The organism is Corynebacterium gerontici (genome assembly GCF_003813985.1).
Lineage (GTDB): Bacteria > Actinomycetota > Actinomycetes > Mycobacteriales > Mycobacteriaceae > Corynebacterium > Corynebacterium gerontici.
Map to the genome: position 1 here is coordinate 1,301,123 of NZ_CP033897.1, position 18,756 is coordinate 1,319,878.

Annotated in this window: 18 protein-coding genes; 3 read left to right on the forward strand and 15 right to left on the reverse strand. The window is 57.4% G+C overall.

Annotated features, from left to right (window positions below; translation table 11 throughout):
* Positions 1-72: 72 nt before the first annotated feature.
* The 9 genes from CGERO_RS06080 to CGERO_RS06120 form a co-directional block, all read right to left on the reverse strand.
* A complete protein-coding gene (locus CGERO_RS06080; RefSeq protein ID WP_245998790.1) occupies positions 73-1,713 on the reverse strand; it encodes an ABC transporter substrate-binding protein in 1,641 nt (546 codons plus the stop codon).
* Positions 1,714-1,986: 273 nt separating this feature from the next.
* Positions 1,987-3,093 carry a protein translocase subunit SecF gene (gene secF, locus CGERO_RS06085; RefSeq protein WP_123934212.1) on the reverse strand — a complete coding sequence of 369 codons (1,107 nt, stop codon included), beginning with the start codon at positions 3,091-3,093 and terminating at the stop codon, positions 1,987-1,989.
* A gap of 9 nt (positions 3,094-3,102) precedes the next feature.
* Complete coding sequence (gene secD / locus CGERO_RS06090) at positions 3,103-4,983, reverse strand: protein translocase subunit SecD (protein WP_164470275.1); 1,881 nt, start codon at positions 4,981-4,983, stop codon at positions 3,103-3,105.
* 179 nt (positions 4,984-5,162) lie between these two features.
* Complete coding sequence (yajC, locus tag CGERO_RS06095; RefSeq protein WP_123934214.1) at positions 5,163-5,462, reverse strand: preprotein translocase subunit YajC; 300 nt, start codon at positions 5,460-5,462, stop codon at positions 5,163-5,165.
* Between the two features lie 22 nt (positions 5,463-5,484).
* On the reverse strand, positions 5,485-6,555 hold the full coding sequence (gene ruvB / locus CGERO_RS06100) for a Holliday junction branch migration DNA helicase RuvB (protein WP_123934216.1): 1,071 nt from the start codon (positions 6,553-6,555) through the stop codon (positions 5,485-5,487).
* Positions 6,556-6,612: 57 nt separating this feature from the next.
* Positions 6,613-7,215, reverse strand: a complete 603-nt coding sequence (ruvA, locus tag CGERO_RS06105; RefSeq protein WP_123934218.1) for a Holliday junction branch migration protein RuvA — start codon at positions 7,213-7,215, stop codon at positions 6,613-6,615.
* Between the two features lie 28 nt (positions 7,216-7,243).
* Positions 7,244-7,771: a crossover junction endodeoxyribonuclease RuvC gene (ruvC, locus tag CGERO_RS06110; protein ID WP_206423887.1), complete on the reverse strand. Its 528-nt coding sequence runs from the start codon at positions 7,769-7,771 to the stop codon at positions 7,244-7,246.
* A 98-nt stretch (positions 7,772-7,869) separates the two neighbouring features.
* Positions 7,870-8,625 carry a YebC/PmpR family DNA-binding transcriptional regulator gene (locus CGERO_RS06115; protein ID WP_123934220.1) on the reverse strand — a complete coding sequence of 252 codons (756 nt, stop codon included), beginning with the start codon at positions 8,623-8,625 and terminating at the stop codon, positions 7,870-7,872.
* Positions 8,626-8,745: 120 nt separating this feature from the next.
* The gene (locus CGERO_RS06120) at positions 8,746-9,603 is read right to left on the reverse strand and encodes an acyl-CoA thioesterase (RefSeq protein WP_123934222.1); all 858 of its coding nucleotides are present in this window, start codon (positions 9,601-9,603) and stop codon (positions 8,746-8,748) included.
* A gap of 60 nt (positions 9,604-9,663) precedes the next feature.
* Here CGERO_RS06120 and CGERO_RS06125 point away from each other — a divergent pair, with 60 nt between their 5' ends.
* The 3 genes from CGERO_RS06125 to CGERO_RS06135 are packed head-to-tail and all read left to right on the forward strand — an operon-like array spanning position 9,664 to position 12,796.
* Positions 9,664-10,872: a hypothetical protein gene (locus CGERO_RS06125; RefSeq protein ID WP_123934224.1), complete on the forward strand. Its 1,209-nt coding sequence runs from the start codon at positions 9,664-9,666 to the stop codon at positions 10,870-10,872.
* A gap of 29 nt (positions 10,873-10,901) precedes the next feature.
* Positions 10,902-11,633, forward strand: coding sequence for a 6-carboxyhexanoate--CoA ligase (locus CGERO_RS06130; RefSeq protein WP_123934226.1), 732 nt, complete (start codon positions 10,902-10,904; stop codon positions 11,631-11,633).
* On the forward strand, positions 11,630-12,796 hold the full coding sequence (locus tag CGERO_RS06135; RefSeq protein ID WP_123934228.1) for an aminotransferase class I/II-fold pyridoxal phosphate-dependent enzyme: 1,167 nt from the start codon (positions 11,630-11,632) through the stop codon (positions 12,794-12,796). Before CGERO_RS06130 ends, CGERO_RS06135 begins: the two co-directional genes overlap by 4 nt.
* Here CGERO_RS06135 and CGERO_RS06140 read toward each other — a convergent pair.
* From CGERO_RS06140 to thrS, 6 genes are all read right to left on the reverse strand, one after another.
* On the reverse strand, positions 12,793-13,248 hold the full coding sequence (locus tag CGERO_RS06140; RefSeq protein WP_123934230.1) for a hypothetical protein: 456 nt from the start codon (positions 13,246-13,248) through the stop codon (positions 12,793-12,795). The genes CGERO_RS06135 and CGERO_RS06140 overlap by 4 nt on opposite strands.
* 6 nt (positions 13,249-13,254) lie before the next feature.
* Positions 13,255-14,352: a glycosyltransferase family 4 protein gene (locus CGERO_RS06145; protein ID WP_123934232.1), complete on the reverse strand. Its 1,098-nt coding sequence runs from the start codon at positions 14,350-14,352 to the stop codon at positions 13,255-13,257.
* An 86-nt stretch (positions 14,353-14,438) separates the two neighbouring features.
* Entirely contained in the window at positions 14,439-15,326 is an 888-nt protein-coding gene (locus CGERO_RS06150) for a phosphatidylinositol mannoside acyltransferase (protein ID WP_123934234.1), read from the reverse strand.
* A complete protein-coding gene (gene pgsA / locus CGERO_RS06155; RefSeq protein ID WP_123934236.1) occupies positions 15,323-15,970 on the reverse strand; it encodes a phosphatidylinositol phosphate synthase in 648 nt (215 codons plus the stop codon). Before pgsA ends, CGERO_RS06150 begins: the two co-directional genes overlap by 4 nt.
* Entirely contained in the window at positions 15,957-16,526 is a 570-nt protein-coding gene (locus tag CGERO_RS06160) for an ATP adenylyltransferase (protein WP_123934238.1), read from the reverse strand. Before CGERO_RS06160 ends, pgsA begins: the two co-directional genes overlap by 14 nt.
* Before the next feature lie 41 nt (positions 16,527-16,567).
* Positions 16,568-18,637, reverse strand: a complete 2,070-nt coding sequence (gene thrS / locus CGERO_RS06165; RefSeq protein ID WP_123934240.1) for a threonine--tRNA ligase — start codon at positions 18,635-18,637, stop codon at positions 16,568-16,570.
* Between the last annotated feature and the right edge of the window lie 119 nt (positions 18,638-18,756).

Genomic DNA, 18,756 nt, shown 5'->3' on the forward strand with positions numbered 1-18,756 from the left:
CTCGAGATTGAAGAATCTGAGTTATCGAGGATCCCGAAGGAGTCCGTGACCTAGTGATACTTTCCGCAAAAATTACTGTTGCGCCAACGACCACCGATCCATGTTCCAACCCACGCCCGACGCATTGGAGTTTGCCACGACGTTTTGCACGTTTCGGTCGTGAACAATGACCCGTGGTTGCGTAGCAAGCGGCACCGTGAGCACTTCATCCCACGAGGCCCGCTCGTCGGCTCTGATGCCCTCGATATCTGCTTTGGATTTCGCGCTGCCACCAAAGTCTTCCACTGGATCCACAGCAAGCAAAAGTGCATCAAGGGTGCCATCTAGGTTCGGCATCACATTGCCGTTCGTCCCTGCCCACCGCAGATCCTCGATGCCGCTGCCTTCTTCGGACGCATCCACAATTTCGATGCCTGCAGATTCACAGGATCGCTTCATCGCCTGCACCATCGCCTTTTTGCGATCGTCGGGTGCGGCGTAGCCGATCGCAACCCGGGTACCTCCGAGGACCTTTGCCAGATCAACGTTCGCGGGAAGGTGCGGATCCGAAATATCCGTGACATGCGCAGCCGATGGATCGCCCGCCCGCAGGGTACGAGTGGCCACGGGGGAAACTTCAACACCCGAGACTTCCGATGAAGCCTTGGCCACCGATGCCTGGTCAATGCAAGCAGCAAATGCTCGTCGATTTTCGGCATTTGCAAAAACACCACTGTCGGACAGCAGCAATGTATCCGTCATCACACCTTCGAGCTGTTCGACGTCCATCGTCTGCTCCGGGTCGTCCCTATCAAGCCAGGAGAAATCCTTCATGCTGGTTGAATCGGCAACCCGAAGCACTTTGTCTTTCGCGAGTTTGGCCCAGTCAGAATCGCGGGGCCACAGCACTAACTCAGCCTCGGCGGCCTGTTCCCCGGCGTAAAACTCATTTCTTTCGAGTACGACCTCACCTTGATCCCCCACCGAACGGATCTTGTAGGGCCCACTACTCACTTGCAGGTCCGATTGGAATTCGTTGAGTTCGAAACCCTCGTTCCAAGCCTGCGCCACATCCACCAAGGAATTCCAGTTCTGGTTGCTCAGTGCAACGTTCAGTTCTTCGAGGGTCATGCCGGCTCGCTCTGCGATCGCATGGGCGGGCAACAATGTCCCGGCGCCGAAAATTTGACGCCAACGCGGCCCATAACCTTTCTTGAACACAACGTCTACCTGGCGAGCATTCGGCTGGCATTCCACGCGCTCCACTTCATTCATGAGCGGCATAAAGGAATGGAAGAGGGTTGGCATCACGCCAGCGGTGTACGCCAACAGGAAGCTCTCGCAGGTTACTGGCGCGCCATCTGAGTACTTTGCTTGCTCATTGATTTTGAACGTTGCCCGCTGCTGTACGCCGGGTAGCAGTTGCCCCTGGGCCAGATCCCGGTTGGGAATCCATTGTCCTTTTGGCCCTTGAGTAAAAGGACCCGGGTAAATCCGCGCGGCAAGCAGCTGTGCTTTCGTTGAAGCTCCGAGAGCACTACCAGCGTTAGTGGTTTGCAGATTTTCGTCGACAGCGTAGCCAAAGATTTCGTTGCTTGGTGTTGGCTCCGATTCGCTGCCCTGACCACACGCACTGAGCGTGCCTGCCGCCAGCATCAATGCTGCGCCAAGTGCACCTACTCGACGCTGTGTTTGATTAGCAGACGTTGAGCGTTGAGCAGAGATTGCTTCCACGAAGGCTGCCACCTTTCCGGCTATTCAGTCTGCGCAGGAAGATCAATGCTCCTGCTGCTCGTCTTGGCTCGAACCGCACTCGGAAATCCGTGTTGTTCAACACCTTTTCTAACGATGTTCAGTATAAATCTCCGCTGTGTCGATCCCGAATCCACCCCAATGCACTGGTGCGGTTTATCGCTTGGGTTGGCAGACTACAGAACAAAACCCCACTACTGGCTGCATGATTGATCACTGCAAATGCCAGTGTGGGGTTGAAGGGGCGTCGCTTGCCTAACCTTGCCCTGGTCGCCACGTGGCGCCGATTGTGGGTGGCGCTTCGTAATGCTGAGGACGCTCATCAGCCTCGATGATGGCCTCGTCGATGGCCTCATCTTCTGGGTCGTCAACATGGGCACGGGCGCGAAGCACCTGCGCATTATGAGCCTTCACCTTTGGGTTGCGCTCTTTGAGGCTCACCAGGATTGGTGTTGCAAGGAAAATCGAGGAGAAAGTGCCTTCGATAACGCCAATGAGCTGAACTAATGCCAGGTCTTTCAGGGTGCCAACCCCCATGAGCCACACCGCCACCACCATGAGCGCGATGATAGGAAGCGCAGAGATGACTGTGGTGGAAATCGAGCGCATAACTGTCTGGTTTACGGCTTGATTTGCCAGCTCACCGTAGGTTCTTCTTCTGTTCCCAAGATAACCGGCAGTGAGCTCACGAACTTTGTCGAACACAATCACTGTGTCGTAGAGAGAGAACGCGAGCACGGTGAGTAAGCCGATCACCGTCGCCGGGGTCACTTCAAATCCAACGATGGCGTAAATGCCCGAGATGATAACGAGGTCCACCATGAGCGCGACGATCGCTGCGACGCCCATTTGGCGCTCCAGGCGTAGCGCGATGTACACGAATACCGCGGCGAGAAAAACGCCCATCGCTAGAAGCATGCGGGAGGTAATGGTGGATCCCCAGGATTCAGACACCGTGGAGTCACCAATTGCATCTGGCGTTTGCTCTCCCAGTGCATTTTCTGGCTTGTACTCGCTATACAGTGCCTGGCGTGCGGCGTCGATCTGCTCCTCGTTAAGGCGCTCGGAGGCGATTTCCAGAATTCTGGAGTCACCCGCACCCACGATCTGCACTTGCTGAGGGTCAACGCCCGTTGCCTCGCTGAAGGTTTGTGCCACCTGTTCAGTCTGTAAGGAGGCAGCAGGCATGTTCATCTTCGTGCCGCCGACGAAGTCGATGCCTAAGGTGAATCCGCGCAGTCCGATGCCGATGAGGCACACCAAAATGATGCCCGCGGTGATGGAGTACCACTTACGGCGTTGACCAACGAAGTCCAGCCCGCCATCACCGGTGTAGAGCTTGTTTAGAAGATTGTTGCTCATTGTTTGCTCCTAGCGTTGATCACCGCGCGCGGGATCCACGGGATCCACACCACTGTTGTTGATGGAAGGCGCCGAAGGCATCTGCTCCACTTGATTTTCTTCCGCTTCGGCTCGCTCTGCCTGGATCCGGTTGCTTTGCCCAACCTTGAACATCTTCCCAAGACCATTGGCTGAAGGACGAGAAGCCCAAGCTTTACGAGACGTCAGGATTACCAGCGGTGCGGTGAAGAGGAAGACCACCACCAGGTCGAACAGGGTGGTTAGGCCAAGGGTGAAGGCGAAGCCCTTGACGGATCCGACTGCCAAGAAATAAATCACGACAGCGCCAATCAACGTCACAGCATTACCGGTGACGATTGTTTGCTTTGCACGATCCCAACCGCGCGGCACCGCGGAGCGGAAGGTCCGACCTTCACGAACTTCGTCCTTAATTCTCTCGTAGAGCACCACGAAGGAGTCGGCCGTGGTGCCAATACCGATGATCAAACCGGCAATACCGGCCAAGTCAAGGGAGTAACCGATCCAGCGTCCCAGGAGAACCAAGGCACCGTAGACCAACGCGAAGGAACCGGCAAGGGCAACCATGGAAACGACACCGAAAACGCGATAGTTCACAATCGAGTACAGCGCAACGAGCATCAAGCCCACCAGACCTGCGATGAGTCCGGCTTTAAGCGATGCCGCACCAAGAGAAGCCGGGACGGTGGTCGTAGTACCACCGGATTCTCCGTTTTCACCTGCGAAGCTCAGTGGCAACGCACCATATTTCAGGTTGTTCGCCAGTTCCTGTGCTTGTTCTTGAGTGAAAGAACCTGTAATCGAGGTCGTGCTGCCAACGGGAGTTGGGGATTGAATTACCGGGGCCGAGATGATCTTCGAATCGAGCGTGATAGCAATCTGTTTGTTCAGGTAGTCAGTGGTGAGTTGCGACCACGTAGCCGAACCCTCATCACCATTGTCAGCTTTGAACGCAAAGTTGATTTCCATCTCGCCGGTCTGCGGATTCAACCCGCCGGTAATCGGCTTGCTGGTGTCAATCTCATTACCTGTAAGGCGCTTGCCATCCGGGGCTTCCTCACCAATCAGCAGTGGGCTCGGATCCAGGATGTACTTCTGGCTTTGCTCACCAGTCTTGTTACTTGCACACGCCACTAGTGGCTTGGCGGGATCGTCGGTGCCTTGAAGCGGATCCGGCTCATCGTTGCACTGAAGCAGCGCACTGGCTGCGAGCTGCGCATTTGGATCGGTGGACTGGCGATCTTTCTTCAGCACCTCAATGACTTTGTTGCGCAGTTCTTCAGACTCAATAGAGTTTTTCGGCTCTTTTGGTTCTTGAGCGCTGACCTTCGGGACAGTGACATCCTCAGGCTTCTTCCCATCCGCTTGGGCAATGCCTTCGAGAGTCTTCTTGATGGCCTCGTTGGCTTGATCAGGACTGAGCACTCCAACTTCCACCCAGCGATTCGCCATGGCCACGATGTCCTCGTTGAGTGTGTCCATGTTTGGTGGCTGCGGTTGGGCCACGGGACGGAAAAGCAGCTGGGAGGTCTGTCCGAGTGCTCGCGCCCGAGCAGTGTCATCGCCAGGAACGGTGATAACGAGCGTTTTGCCATCCGCAACTACCGTGGCTCCGGTAACGCCCATGCCATTGACGCGCTGCTCCAAAATGTTTCGAGCTTGCGCTAGCTGTTCGTCGCTAGGATCCTGCCCCTGGGGAACGAGAGTCACACGGGTTCCACCTTGGAGGTCGATGCCGAGATTTGGCTGAGCGCTTCCATCTCCCGTGAAGAATACGAGTGCGTAAATGAGGGCAACGATGGCGATGAACATTCCGATGGCTCGCTTCGGCCATGTTTTCCATCGCGATCCCGCACGTTGTTGGGTAGGCAATGCGTTTGCTCCTTGCTCTTGCTTCAATGATGGCGCCTTCAGATGATGGCTTCGCTACATCCGGCGCTATCCCACCGGCTCATCCTACGACATAGGCGCGACTCACCCCCTATTGAGATATGCGAAAAGGCACGCGCGATTTATTCCGAGCGTGCCTTCAAAGGGTGAAAAGAGCAGAGTTATTCGGCTTGCTCTTGGCTAGCAGCCTCAGTGATTCGTTGCTCCTCGCTCACGTTGCGAAGTACCGCAGACTTTTCCCAAACGACAGTTTGCCCCGGTGAGACTTCCAGGTCCACGGTGTTCTCCTCAATGCCGCGTACAACCGCGTGCAAACCGGCGTTGGTGATGATGTGATCTCCGATAACCAGCTCATCCTGTACCCGTTGGATTTTTGCCATTGCTTGGCGCTGTCGACGCTGCATTAACAGCGTTGGCAGCACGAGAACAAGAAGCAGAGCGATAAAGAGTAGCGTATTCATAACGGTCTAGTGTGCCAGAGACTCAAAATTCGAGCATGCCCAGTGCCCCCTCGGGCGGTTGGAGGCCCAAGTGGTGCCAGGCAGCAGCAGTAGCCACACGTCCTCGGCCCGTCCTTGCAACCATTCCGGCCCGCACCAAATACGGCTCACACACCTCTTCTACTGTCGAAGGTTCCTCACCCACTGCGATAGCTAGTGTGCTCACGCCGACGGGCCCGCCGCCGTGCCCGCGGATCAGCGCGTCGAGCACAGCGCGGTCGAGACGATCAAGCCCCTTTTCGTCCACGTCGAATACCAACAGGGCCGCCTTCGCCGCCCCGAGGTCAATACTGCCGTCTGCGTGCACTTCAGCGAAGTCGCGGACTCTGCGCAGCAAGCGGTTGGCGATACGCGGTGTCCCCCTTGAGCGCGAGGCAATCTCCATGGCCGCATCGTGGGCGATGGTAACTCCGAGAATTTTCGCCGCACGAAGCACCACCTTGGTCAGATCCTCGGTGCTATAGAACTCCATCTGCGCAGTGAAGCCGAATCGGTCACGCAGCGGACCGGTAAGCATACCGGATCGGGTCGTCGCACCTACGAGGGTGAATGGAGCTAGCTCGAGGGGAATAGAAGTAGCACCCGGCCCTTTGCCAACAATAACGTCGACCCGGAAATCTTCCATGGCCATGTAGAGCATTTCCTCGGCTGGGCGCGCCATCCGGTGAATCTCGTCGATGAAGAGAACATCGCCCTCCATGAGATTCGACAGCATCGCTGCAAGATCACCTGCTCGTTCCAGCGCCGGACCTGAAGTCATTCTCAAACTGGTGCCGAGCTCGTATGCGATGATCATCGCCATGGTGGTTTTGCCGAGGCCAGGTGGGCCAGAAAGCAGAACGTGGTCTGGGGTGACGCCGCGTTGTTTCGCGCCACCAAGAACGAGGTTGAGCTGGTTACGCACCTTGGGCTGGCCAATGAATTCCTCGATGCTGCGCGGTCTCAGCGCTCGTTCCGCATCGCGTTCCCCTTCACGCTGAGTGGGTTCAACCGCGTCGCGCTCCTGTGAGGCGGGCTGCTGAATGTTGAATTCTGTCTTTTCAATGTTCGCCATGTTCACTCAATTTCCCTTGACGTAACTCCTGCTGTTTATTGTTTCGCTCACTGCGGATCAGCGATTACCTAGCGCATTGAGCGTTGCGTGGAGCGCCTTAGATGCATCGAGTTCGGGCGATTCAGACAGTACCGCTGCGAGCACCGGTGCTGCGACTTTCTCTGAGAATCCGAGGCCAAGCAGTGCCTCCAGTACGGGTTCTTCCACCGCAGGATTGGTAGCAGAAGGCGCAGGTGCGCTTGCCACTTCAACGTGGCCAAGCTCGGGCACTTTATCTTTGAGGTCCACAATCATGCGTTCCGCCACCCGCTTGCCCACGCCCGGAATTTTTTGCAGCTTTTTCGCATCGCCTTGGCGAATCGCCTGAGCAAGTTCGGAGCTGTCGTACACGGCTTGCGCCGCCAGCGCGAGGCGCGGCCCCAGACCGGAGACGGTCTGAAGCAATGCGAACATCGATTTCGCCTCTTGATCGGGAAAACCGTAGAGCGTATGGCTATCTTCGCGGATGACCTGCGCGGTGATGATGGTGGCCTCTTCTCCCCGCCTCAGCGAGCCTAGGGTCCTTGGGCTGCAGAGCACTTCGTAGCCAACGCCCGCGCACTCAATAACGGCGCGATCAAGTGCGATGTCGGCGACGGTGCCGCGGAGAAATGCAATCACAATAGGTGTTCCTTAGGATCTTGGGAAATTACTTCAACGTGTTGGAGCGCAGGCGTTGCTCATAGCCGAGAGTAGATGCGCGCCAGCAGTGGCACACGCCAAGGGCGAGGGCGTCGGCAGCGTCAGCGGGCTTTGGCGCTTCACTCAGCCCCAGAATTCGGGTGATCATGGCGGTCATCTGCTTCTTATCTGCACGCCCATTGCCTGTCACGGCCTTTTTTACTTCACTGGGGGTGTACATGTGCACCTCGATTCCGCGCTGCGCTGCGGCGAGCATCAAAACGCCTACGCCGTGTGCGGTGTGCATGACAGTGGACACGTTGCCCCGTTCGAAGATTCTTTCCAGCGCAACAACTTCCGGCTGATATTCATCCATCCAGTCATTGACCGCCTGGCTCAGTTCCAACAATCGCTGCGTCAGGGCCGCCCCTACGGGCGTGCGAACCACACCAACAGCCACTGGGATCACTTGCCTACCCTGGCCAGCATCGACGACCGACAAGCCACAACGGGTGAGACCGGGATCAATTCCCATGACGCGAAGCCCTGCTGGCATAACTCTCCTTGGAGTGCGGTGCTATGAACAGTTCCAAAATTAGCACAAACATACGAAAGAGCCGGCACGTATCGTGCCGGCCAGTCAAGTGAAAGCGCCTACTCTGCCTCGAGTTCTGCGAGGACTTCGTCGCTCAAGCTGATATTGGTGTACACGTTTTGCACGTCATCAGATTCCTCGAGTGCGTCGATGAGCCTGAAGATCTTCCGCGCGTCATTAGCGTTGAGTTCTACTTCAACAGAAGCCCGGAAATCTTGATCTGCCTCATCAACTTCAATGCCGCCGTCAGCCAGTGCCTGCTTCACTGCCACCATGTCACCGGGAGCGGAAAGGATCTCAAACTTTTCACCCACCTCGTTGACTTCCTCTGCACCGGCGTCGAGCACAGCCATGAGCACGTCGTCTTCGCTTTGATCTCCCTTTTCAACGAGCACTACGCCACGGCGGGTAAAGAGATAGGATACGGCACCGTTTTCTGCCATGTTGCCGCCGTTTTTGGTCATGCGGGTACGCACCTCGCTGGCGGCGCGGTTGCGGTTGTCCGTGAGACATTCGATCATCACAGCGACGCCGTTGGGGCCGTAGCCTTCGTAGAAGATCGTCTGCCAGTCGGCACCGCCGGCTTCTTCGCCGGATCCACGCTTGCGAGCACGTTCAATGTTGTCATTGGGAACAGAGGCCTTCTTGGCCTTCTTGATCATGTCATCCAAAGTGGGGTTGGCCGCTGGGTCGCCACCGCCAGTGCGAGCCGCAACTTCGATATTTTTAATCAGCTTGGCAAATTCCTTGCCACGCTTCGCATCATTGGCGGCCTTCTTGTGCTTGGTGGTTGCCCATTTTGAGTGGCCTGACATTGGATCCCTCTCTTAGACTTCGTTTAACCTGCGCCATTATACGGCAGGGCGTGGCGTCCGACCCTACTCCCCCGCCCGGCGGGTTCTCGGGGTGCACGCTGGGCGTCGAAAAGCGGGGATCTAGCCCGCTTCAAGGCCGCTGATCGGAATTTCTGCTTTCCCCTCGGCTCGCGTTCGCGTGAGACCTTCTTGAGTCGTTACTGCCACCAGGTCACCTTGTTGATTGAAAATCCGCCCGTGCGTCAGGGCTCTTCCGGCATGCGCCGAGGGTGAGATCTGGTCATAGAGTAACCATTCATCAGCTCGGAACGGCCGCAAAAACCACATGGCATGATCCAAAGAAGCCATCTGGACCGGATGATGGGGGTGCGGCACGAGGGATGAGTGCAGCAAGGTCATGTCCGACATATACGCCAAGGTGCACACGTGGAAGGTGGGATCGTCGGGCAGTGGCGTCTTCGATTTGAGCCACACAACCTGCTGGCTGGCGGTAAAAGGATTGTGCTGGAAGTCTTCCGCAGCCACCCTGCGAATGTCCCAATCGCTCCATTCCTCCAGCATCACCCGTGCACTCTTGGGGATCTGATCAACGTCCAATCGCACCTGCTCGGGAGGCGGCACTTTGCGCATCCGATCGGAGTGTTCAATGCCTTGATCGTCCTGACGATGAAAACTCGCCTGCATGATAAAAATCGGCTCGCCGGCTTGGATCGCGGTCACTTGGCGCGAGCTGAAGCTTCTGCCGTCGCGAACCCGATCCACCAAAAACGTGGTGGGCTTCGCCGCATCCCCGGGGGCTACGAAGTAACCATGCAGCGAGTGCACAGCCTTATCATTAATGGTTTTGGTTGCAGCAACGAGCGCTTGAGCAGCCACCTGGCCACCAAAGGTTCGCTTGAACTTTGAAGGAACGACTTGTCCACGAAAAATATCGCGGTCGATAGTTTCAAGGTCTAGCACGTCAAAGATCACGCTCATGAGTGCAAAGCTTATCCAATCGGATGGGAGCGTTCGCCGAAAATGCATAGAATCGAACGAGTGCAACAACTTTCCGCTGGTCGATGGTGGCTCATTTGGGCGTTCACTCGGGCGATTATCGTTCTTCGAGCGCTACAACATCCCTGGACGCAGGGTGACCCAAAGTATTACTTCGCCGAGTTGAGCACCGAGTCTTCCACAGCGCTCCAAGAATACCCTTCGGTTGCAGTGTGGCCGCTGCGTCTGGTCTTTTGGCTGAGTCAATCTAATGAGGCCGCGTTCATCGTATTGTTCAGCGTTCTGTGCTTGCTTTTCGACGCCACGTTTTTCGCCATCCTCCGCCGCCACCACGCACCAATGCTAGCTTTGGGCTTCTGGTGCGCGATGGGTGTGTTGATGCCTGAGATGTTGCTCTGGCGATTCGACATCATTCCCGGGGTGCTCGTCGGTCTTGCTGCGCTGTATTTGCACCACCACCGAAGCCAGGTGCTACTCGCTACCGCAGCCATGATGAAGCTTTGGCCTTTCGCTTTGGCCCCCGCGATCGCGGGCAGGCTGCATGCGCGAAAGACCTGGCGCAATGTTGCGGTTTACGGCACGAGCATCGCCATGCTCGGTGGCCTCACCGTCGCCCTGGGCGGCATCGAGAGGCTGCTCAGTCCTCTCAGCTATCAAGGCGCCCGGGGCGTACAGATCGAGTCACTGGCGGCGACGCCGCTGATGTTTGCGGCAATCATCGCCCCTGACCGCTATTCGGTGAAATACGCGGCGTCGAAAAGCTTTGAAATCACAGGTCCCGGCGCCGCCGTCATGCAGCATGCTTCGTCACTGCTGATGCTGGGATGCGCGCTGTTAGTGCTGATTTGGCTGGGACGAGCGCTGCTTCGCGGCCCCTTACCTAGGGAGCTGAATGTGGCATGGATGCTGCTAGTGCTGTTGGTGCTACTAGGTGCCAACAAGGTGTTTTCGCCCCAATACCTCTGGTGGTTGGCGCCGCTTCTCGCGGTGGCACTCATGCTGCGCCCTGATGGCCTGCCACGAATGATGACCTGGTTGTGCCTGCTCTGCGCACTTTGCACTTCCCTGGTATATCCCACGTGGTATCACCAAATTGATCATGTCCCATTTGATGGTTTGCCCGGCGCGATCGCTTTGGTAACACGCAACGTTCTCCTAGTGATTTTGATGGTGCCAAGTGCCATGTGGGTGCTTCGTGAGCATCGCGCTGCTCTTCCCGCCTACAAGGCCATTGACAAAACGCTGAATTGAACAATGTTTAGCCTGCTAGACTACCTCTAGTGAGCTTATACAGTGTAAAGATGCGCGCGAGCCGAAGAAGCCAGCACACCTCCGGCGCGGAGAGCATGTGCGAAGATCTCCAACAGGCGCAAGACCTTGCTAGCAGCTTTGTCCAACGTGCCATCACACACCCCCATGGCGAACCTGACGACATTCACGTTCACATCCGCGCAATTGAAACACCCGTGCTGCGGGTTCCAAGTCTTCGCGTTGAAGAGGTGGCCTGCGCAAACCCACAGCAGGCGCGCACCTGGATGCTAGAGGCACTGAAAGATGTGCCAGCGGCACAGCAGACCATTGAGTTGCTGTATTCAGTGCGAAGGATGCGTGGCGCAGCCCTCGTAGAGGCCAGCGATGCCCGGCGTTACGAGCCGGATGCTCAACGCGGCGTGCGCGCATCCACTTTTGGCGTTGCGGCTTCAAACGCTGGAGTCCCGGATACAGCTCCCCAGAACGATCCGAGCAAGCAATACCATTCCGAGGCTTTGGTTTTGGCTTCGAAGGTGGCCTCCTGCCCGCACATCGTTGCAGAACTGTGCATTTCGGATGATCCCGACTACACCACTGGCTACCTCGCGATGCAGGGAACCTATTACCGCATTCACAACATCAAGGCGAAAGGCAGTGAAGCCGGCGGACGGGTATTCATTTTTCGTGGAAGCCAAGCGGCTCATGCGCGCGCTGAAGAAATCATCCAATTTCTCGAGCATCAGGCGGTGATCGTGGAATGACCGAACGGGGTTCATTGGAGCGTTTCGCTCGCACTGCCAATGCAGCTTGGCGGGATCGAGATTTGGAGCGCCAAGCACGCAGGTTCACCAGCACCGAGGTGCACAGCATTATCGAAGGCCGCAAGCTTTGGCAATTTGCCACCGCCGATTACGCCGGGCTTGGCATGCACCCGAAAGTAATTGATGCGGCTAAGCAAGCGTTACAAAGCTATGGCACATCCTCCGGTGGATCCAGGCTCACGACCGGACTCAACCTGCATCTTGAAGCCGAGGCCGCACTCGCGAATTACTTCCAAAGCGAGGCTGCGGTCCTCTTTCCCACTGGCTTCCAAACCAATGTCTCTGTGCTTCAGGCACTGAGCACGTCGGACATGCACATTATCTCCGATGAACTCAACCACGCATCGATTATTGACGGTGCCCGCATGTCCAAGGCACACACTCTGGTGATGCCACACGTGGACTATCAGGCTCTTGACAAGATGCTCGACGGCCTCGAAGGCCAAGCCATCGTGGTGTCGGACGCAGTCTTTTCCATGACTGGCGAGGCCATTGATCTGGCGTCCCTGCGCTCAGTTTGCGCACGCCACGATGCCTGGCTTGTGCTTGACGACGCCCACGGGGTCGCCTCCATCGGCGGAGGCAAGGGCATCCGTGGCTGTGCAGCGGGTGCCTACTCTAATGAAATCGTGGTGGGCACGGCCAGCAAAGCGCTCGGTGGCATCGGTGGATTCGTGCTGTGCTCGGAGCCAGTGGCCCATCTACTGCGCAATCGAGCACGCAGCTTCGTGTTTTCCACCGCCAATACGCCAGCAAGTACCGCAGCAATCATCGCTGCCATTGAGGTATTGGAATCCGATCCACGGCCAATGGCGGCGCTGGAGGCGAATATCCACGCAGCCTACGAGCACTTGCCCATCGCAGCACCGAAAATCCCGACGGCCATCGTGCCGATCGTTGTTGGCGAGACACAACTGGCTCTGCAGCTCCATCAGCAACTATTGGAATCAGGATTTTTCATTCCAGCAATCCGCTACCCAACGGTTCCGGAGGACAAGGCCATGCTTCGCATGACGCTCAGCGCGCGGCATCCCCGTGACGTTGTGATTTCGGCTTGCCAGACAATCTCCAAGCTCTTGAATTCCTATCCCAGGCGCCCCTAAAGCTCGCTATATTCGAAGAACTCGGGCAAGGCTGCGGCGCCGCCCAGACGCGTCAAGCGAATCAGGGGGCGCATACGAAGCGCCCGTGTATCTGCCACCGCGTCGTTATAGAAACGGTGCGCTAGTTGGAGTCGCACCTGGGCATCTGCCAGGGGAAGCGGCACATCGGATCCCAACTCTGCAATGCCAGCAGAGATTGCGCGCTCTTTCTCGATGCGCTGAGCAAAGGTGGCATACACCAGCGGCACGGCTTGGGCTTCGCTCGCGGCGCGTGTGAGATCCGGAAGCATGACCGCGGCAATGGCTGCACGCCGATCCAGAGCGCTTTGCAGTGAAGCCAAGGCAGCATCAGTGCGAATGTGCAAACGGTGGAGGCGCTGCGCAGTGAAGTATGCCCAAAGCACCGCAGCGCTGATCGCGACGGTCAATAGGACAACTAGTGCAGTGTGCATGCCGCTTTAGGCCTCCACTTTTGTTCCGTCGGCAACAGTTTCGTAGACACGTAGCACCGCGTCGGCAACGCTGTCCCAGTCGTAAAGCTCCGCCCGTTCCTGGCCACGGCTGGCCAATTCCTTGCGCTGCTTCGGACGATCGATTAGATGTTGCAGCACCGCGCGAAGCCCGTCCGGATCACCCGTGGGAAATAATGCTCCTGCGGGGTGTTCAGCTTCCGCGTCGCAGACAGCGGCAAACGCCTCAAGGTCACTCGCGACGACAGCAGCTCCCGCAGCCATCGCTTCAACGAGCACGATGCCAAAGCTTTCGCCTCCCAAGTTCGGCGCCACGTAAATGTCAGCACGTCCAAGTATCTCGGCCTTCTCCTCATCGCTTACCCTGCCCAAGTAATCGACCATGGGGTGCTTACGTGGGGTGCCCGCACCGATCACGCTGACGTGCACATCGCGGTCGATGCCATCGAGGGCTTTGAGCAGCACCGCCAATCCTTTACGGGATTCGTCGATACGCCCAAGGAAGACGATCTCTATTGGCCTGTCACCTGTATTACTACTCCGATCGCTACTGTGCTGCGCAAAGGTGTGGGTAGCCACGCCGTTAGGGATCAACACCGGATCACCACCGAGCATCTCTACCTGCCAGCGCCGGGCCATCTCCGACACCGCGATGCCGCCGCGGATTTTCTCCAATGGGCCTTTGAGCACCGGCAAAAGCAGTTTCAGCAACCGAGACTTTGTTGTGGAAGCGTGATAGGTGGCAACGATAGGACCGCGCGCCATGCGCAGCGCCGCCATGGAGAAGCTGGGGGAATTCGGTTCGTGAATATGCAATACATCAAAGTCACCGTCGCGGATGAACTGCTTGGTGCGACGCAACAGAGACGGGCCGACCGCAATCCTTGCAACACTGCCGTTATAGGGAACTGGAATACTGCGGCCACCCTTGCACACGAATGCGGGAACATCGGTGTTCGGGGAGCAAGGACCTAGAACCCGTACCGTGTGACCGCGGCGAATGAGTTCCTCCGCAAGATCAATGATGTGTGCTTGGACTCCGCCCGGTTCATCGAAAGAGTAGGGACACACTATGCCGATCTTCATCACATTTCGCCCCTGTTCCTCGTTCGACTACCACCAATGCGTTAGGCTCACGCCAATAACGGCAGTGTAGCCCACTTGCATCACCGCTATTCCTTTAAGCCTTCAAGGTAGCGCTGCATATCAAGGTCACTCAGCCACAGCGGCTGCAGCATGTGCCAATCCGCGGGGTGGCGGGCAATGCCTTCGGCTAACGCATCGGCTACGTGTTGAACCGTCGTGCGCAGGTCGCTGACGGAGATCGCCTCACCCACCTCGATACCCCAGCCATCGGAAGTAAAAGAGAGATGCACCGGATGTAATGCAGCACCGGTTTCGATGGCAAGTTTGGCCGGCCCAGCAGGCATCCGGGTAGTTTCACCGAAGAATTGCACTTCCACGCCACTTCGTGTGAGGTCACGTTCGCCCAATAGGCACACGATTCCCCCCTCATTCAATGTGGCTTTGAGCCGTCCGAAAGGCTTATCCGCCCCAGTCAAGGGCAACACTTTGAATCCGAGCCCCTCACGATAATCCACGAAGGCTTCATACAGCACCTCCGGCTTGAGGCGTTCAGCCACAGTACTGAACGTGCCTTTGAGGTGCACTAGCAGCACCCCGGCCATGTCCCAGTTGCCGCTATGGGTGGTTACCAACACCACGCCTTTGCCCTTGTCCAGCGAAGCTTCAAGGCGTTCTAGCCCACGCGCGCTACTTTCGAGCTTGGCGTGGAGTGCTGGGTCTGAAGCCAAGGCGGGCAGTTGGAAAGCTTCGCGCCAGTAGCGTGCATAAGAGCGAGCGGCTTTTCGGATCAACGCATCATTCACCTCGGTAACTCGGGCGAGGTTCTTGCGCAGTTGTGGCAACCCCCTCCCCCGGCGCGACCAGCAATCCGCTGCAAGATTGAAACAGGCATCTGCAAGCCTGGGTGGCATGCGCCGCACTAGCTTCCATCCACCCAGATATGCTCGCGCCACCAATTGCTGGCGGACACTCATGGGTGCTCCTTCGCGCCCATGGGCGCGGCGATGATGTCCTTGGCGTGGCGAGAGTGCTTCACCATATGGAGCCGCTGCCACACCGTGAAGACGCTGCCAGCCAGCAACAACCAGATTGCTGCGTCCACGGCATAGGGAACACCGAGGCCTTGCAAACCTATGCCGACAAGCCCGATGATCAGGCGTTCCGGACGCTCCACCAGACCGCCGTTGACCTTGAAGCCCGACGCTTCGGCACGAGCTTTGATATACGAAATCACCTGTGAACACACCAGCACCACCATGGACGCAGCGACCAGCGTCTGCGAGGCGTCATAGGAGTAGATCAGCCACCAGGTAATCGCGGCAAAAAGTGCGCCGTCGGTGAGCCTGTCGCAGGTAGCGTCGAGGGTGGCCCCGTATTTGGTGCCGCCGCCGCGCAAACGCGCCATTGTCCCATCAACCATGTCAAATGCCGCGAAGATGCCCGACCACACAGCGGCGGCGAACAAATGCCCCGTGGGGATAAGCACTACGGCAATACCGATGGTGATGGCGGCCCCCAGGGTGGTCACGGCATTTGGCGAGATACCGGCCTTAGCGAAGAGTTTTGCCACGGGCTCCACGATCACGGCGGCAGGCTTTCGCCCCTTAACACTGAGCATGAGCTTCTCCTGGAAGTTCTGGCATCTCATTCCACGTGGCAGCAAGCAGGTCCCGGGTGTCGCGCAGCAATTGTGGCAGCACCTTGGTGCCGTCGATGATCGTCATGAAGTTCGAATCGCCGCTCCACCGAGGCACGATGTGCATGTGCAGGTGTTCGGCAACCGAGCCCCCAGAAGCCTTGCCTAGATTGAAACCAACGTTGATGGCATCTGGGCTGGATGCCCGTTTGAGCACTTTAATGGCTGCCTGAGCAAAGGCGAAGAGTTCCTGCGATTCCTCCGCGCTGAGATCCTCAAGGTTCGGCTCCTGGCGATACGGCACCACCATCATGTGGCCAGCGTTATAAGGAAATAAATTCAACACGCAGTACACCAATGCCCCTCGGGCGACGATGAGCCCGGTGGCGTCGTCAAGCTTGGGAATTTCAAGGAATGGATTGGTCTTGGCCTTGGGATTTTCGCGGCCGTCCTGGCGAATGTAGCCCATGCGGTACGGTGCCCAAAGCCGCTCGAGTCTGTCGGGAATGCCTACTCCCTGGTCCCGATACTCATCCATTGCTGTGCCTTCCTGCTTGTCGACGTCCCTCTGGCTCAACCCTAGCGCTGCAACGCTGCCTCGACGCTATCTTTTGAGGGGGCATCGTTGTTGCGTTTCGCGATCCACGAGGTGATTAGCTGCACCGCTTGATCAACTGGTACCCCATTGACCTGCGATCCATCGAGGAATCGGAAACTTACAGCGTCAGCTTCAACGTCGCGGGCTCCGGCCAACAACATAAACGGCACCTTGCCCGTGGTGTGATTGCGAATCTTCTTTTGCATGCGATCGTCCGAGGTATCCACGGTGGCGCGCACGCCTTGAGCACGCAACTGCTGCGTCACCTTCTCCAAATGATCACTGAAGGAATCAGCCACAGGAATGCCCATTACTTGCTGTGGCGCCAACCATGCCGGGAATGCACCAGCGTAGTGCTCAAGCAGCACACCGAAGAAACGCTCGATGGAACCAAATAGTGCGCGGTGAACCATGATGGGTCGCTGCTTCGTTCCATCAGGGGCGGTGTACTCGAGGTTGAATCGCTCCGGCAGGTTGAAGTCGAGCTGCACCGTGGACATCTGCCAGGTACGACCGATGGCATCGCGCGCCTGCACGGAAATCTTTGGCCCATAGAACGCCGCACCGCCGGGATCCGGCACCAGATCCAATCCGGAAGCGTCGGCAACGCGCTGCAGGATCGCGGTTGAGCGTTCCCAAATCTCGTCGGATCCCACAAACTTCTTCTCGTCCTTGGTGGAAAGTTCGAGGTAGAAATCGTCCAGACCATAGTCGCGCAGCAGCGAAATGATGAACTCAAGCACAGTGGTGAGCTCTTGCTCAAGCTGATCCTCGGTGCAGTAAATGTGCGCATCGTCTTGAGTGAAGCCGCGTGCACGGGTCAACCCGTGGATTACGCCTGACTTTTCATAGCGATACACGGTGCCGAATTCGAATAGACGCAACGGAAGTTCGCGGTAGGAACGCCCGCGTGAAGCAAAGATCAAGTTGTGCATCGGGCAGTTCATCGGCTTGGCGTAATAATCCTGCGGTTGCTTGATTACGTTGCCGTTTTCGTCATATTCGCCATCCAACTGCATGGGTGGGAACATGCCATCGGCGTAGAAATCCAAGTGTCCAGACTTCGAAAACAGCTCGCCCTTGGTGATGTGTGGCGTATTGACGAAGGAATAGCCTTCGGCAATGTGTCGGCGGCGGGAGTGCTCTTCCATCTCCAGGCGCACAATGGCACCGTTGGGGTGGAACACCGGAAAACCGGAGCCAATTTCATCGGGGAAGCTGAACAGGTCAAGCTCCGCGCCGAGTCGTCGGTGATCGCGCTTTTCTGCCTCTTCAATCATGGTTTGATACTGCTCAAGCGCTTCTTTGGACTCCCAAGCAGTGCCGTAGATGCGCTGAAGACCGGCCAGCGACTGATCGCCGCGCCAATAGGCGGCCGATGAGCGTGTGAGCGCGAATGCAGGGATGTACTTGGTGGTTGGCACATGTGGCCCACGGCAGAGGTCGTACCACTCCACTTCGCCGGTGCGCGGGTTGAGGTTGTAATAGCCCGTGAGCTCTCCGGCGCCAACTTCGGTGGCTTCGTCAGAATCGGGATCGACGTTGCCCTTATCCTGGATCAGTTCCAGCTTGTAAGGCTCGTCGGCGAGTGCCTCCGCTGCCGCCTCCTGGCTGTCATATACCCGGCGCTCGAATTTCTGGCCCTGCTTAATGATCTTTTTCATTCGCTTTTCCAGGCGATGAAGATCCTCAGGCGTGAAGGGTTCCGCTACATCGAAATCGTAGTAGAAGCCGTTTTCGATGGCTGGCCCGATGCCGAGTTTGGTACCGGGAAATTCAGCTTGCACTGCTTGCGCCAACACGTGGGTGCAGGAGTGTCGGATGACCGCACGGCCTTGCTCGGTGTTGGCGGGGATGGGCAGCACCGAGGTATCGGCGTCTGGGGTGAATGCGAGATCGCGAAGTGTTCCGTCGGTTTCCTGAACACAAACGATGGCCTCTGGGCCTTTGTTGGGTAGATCCAATTCCCGCATGGCGGCACCCGCGGAGGTGCCTGCCGGCACTGAGAAAGGCTGGTGGTGATTGACCGCGGGCTCAATGAGGTGTGCCATAGAAGGCTGCGCTCCTTTACTTGCGCTTGCATCGCTGCGTCATACCTGGACGCGGCGTTGGACAAAGAAGCACGCTGGTGAAGGTTGAGGTGTGCTCACAGCCACCGACGTGTTATGAG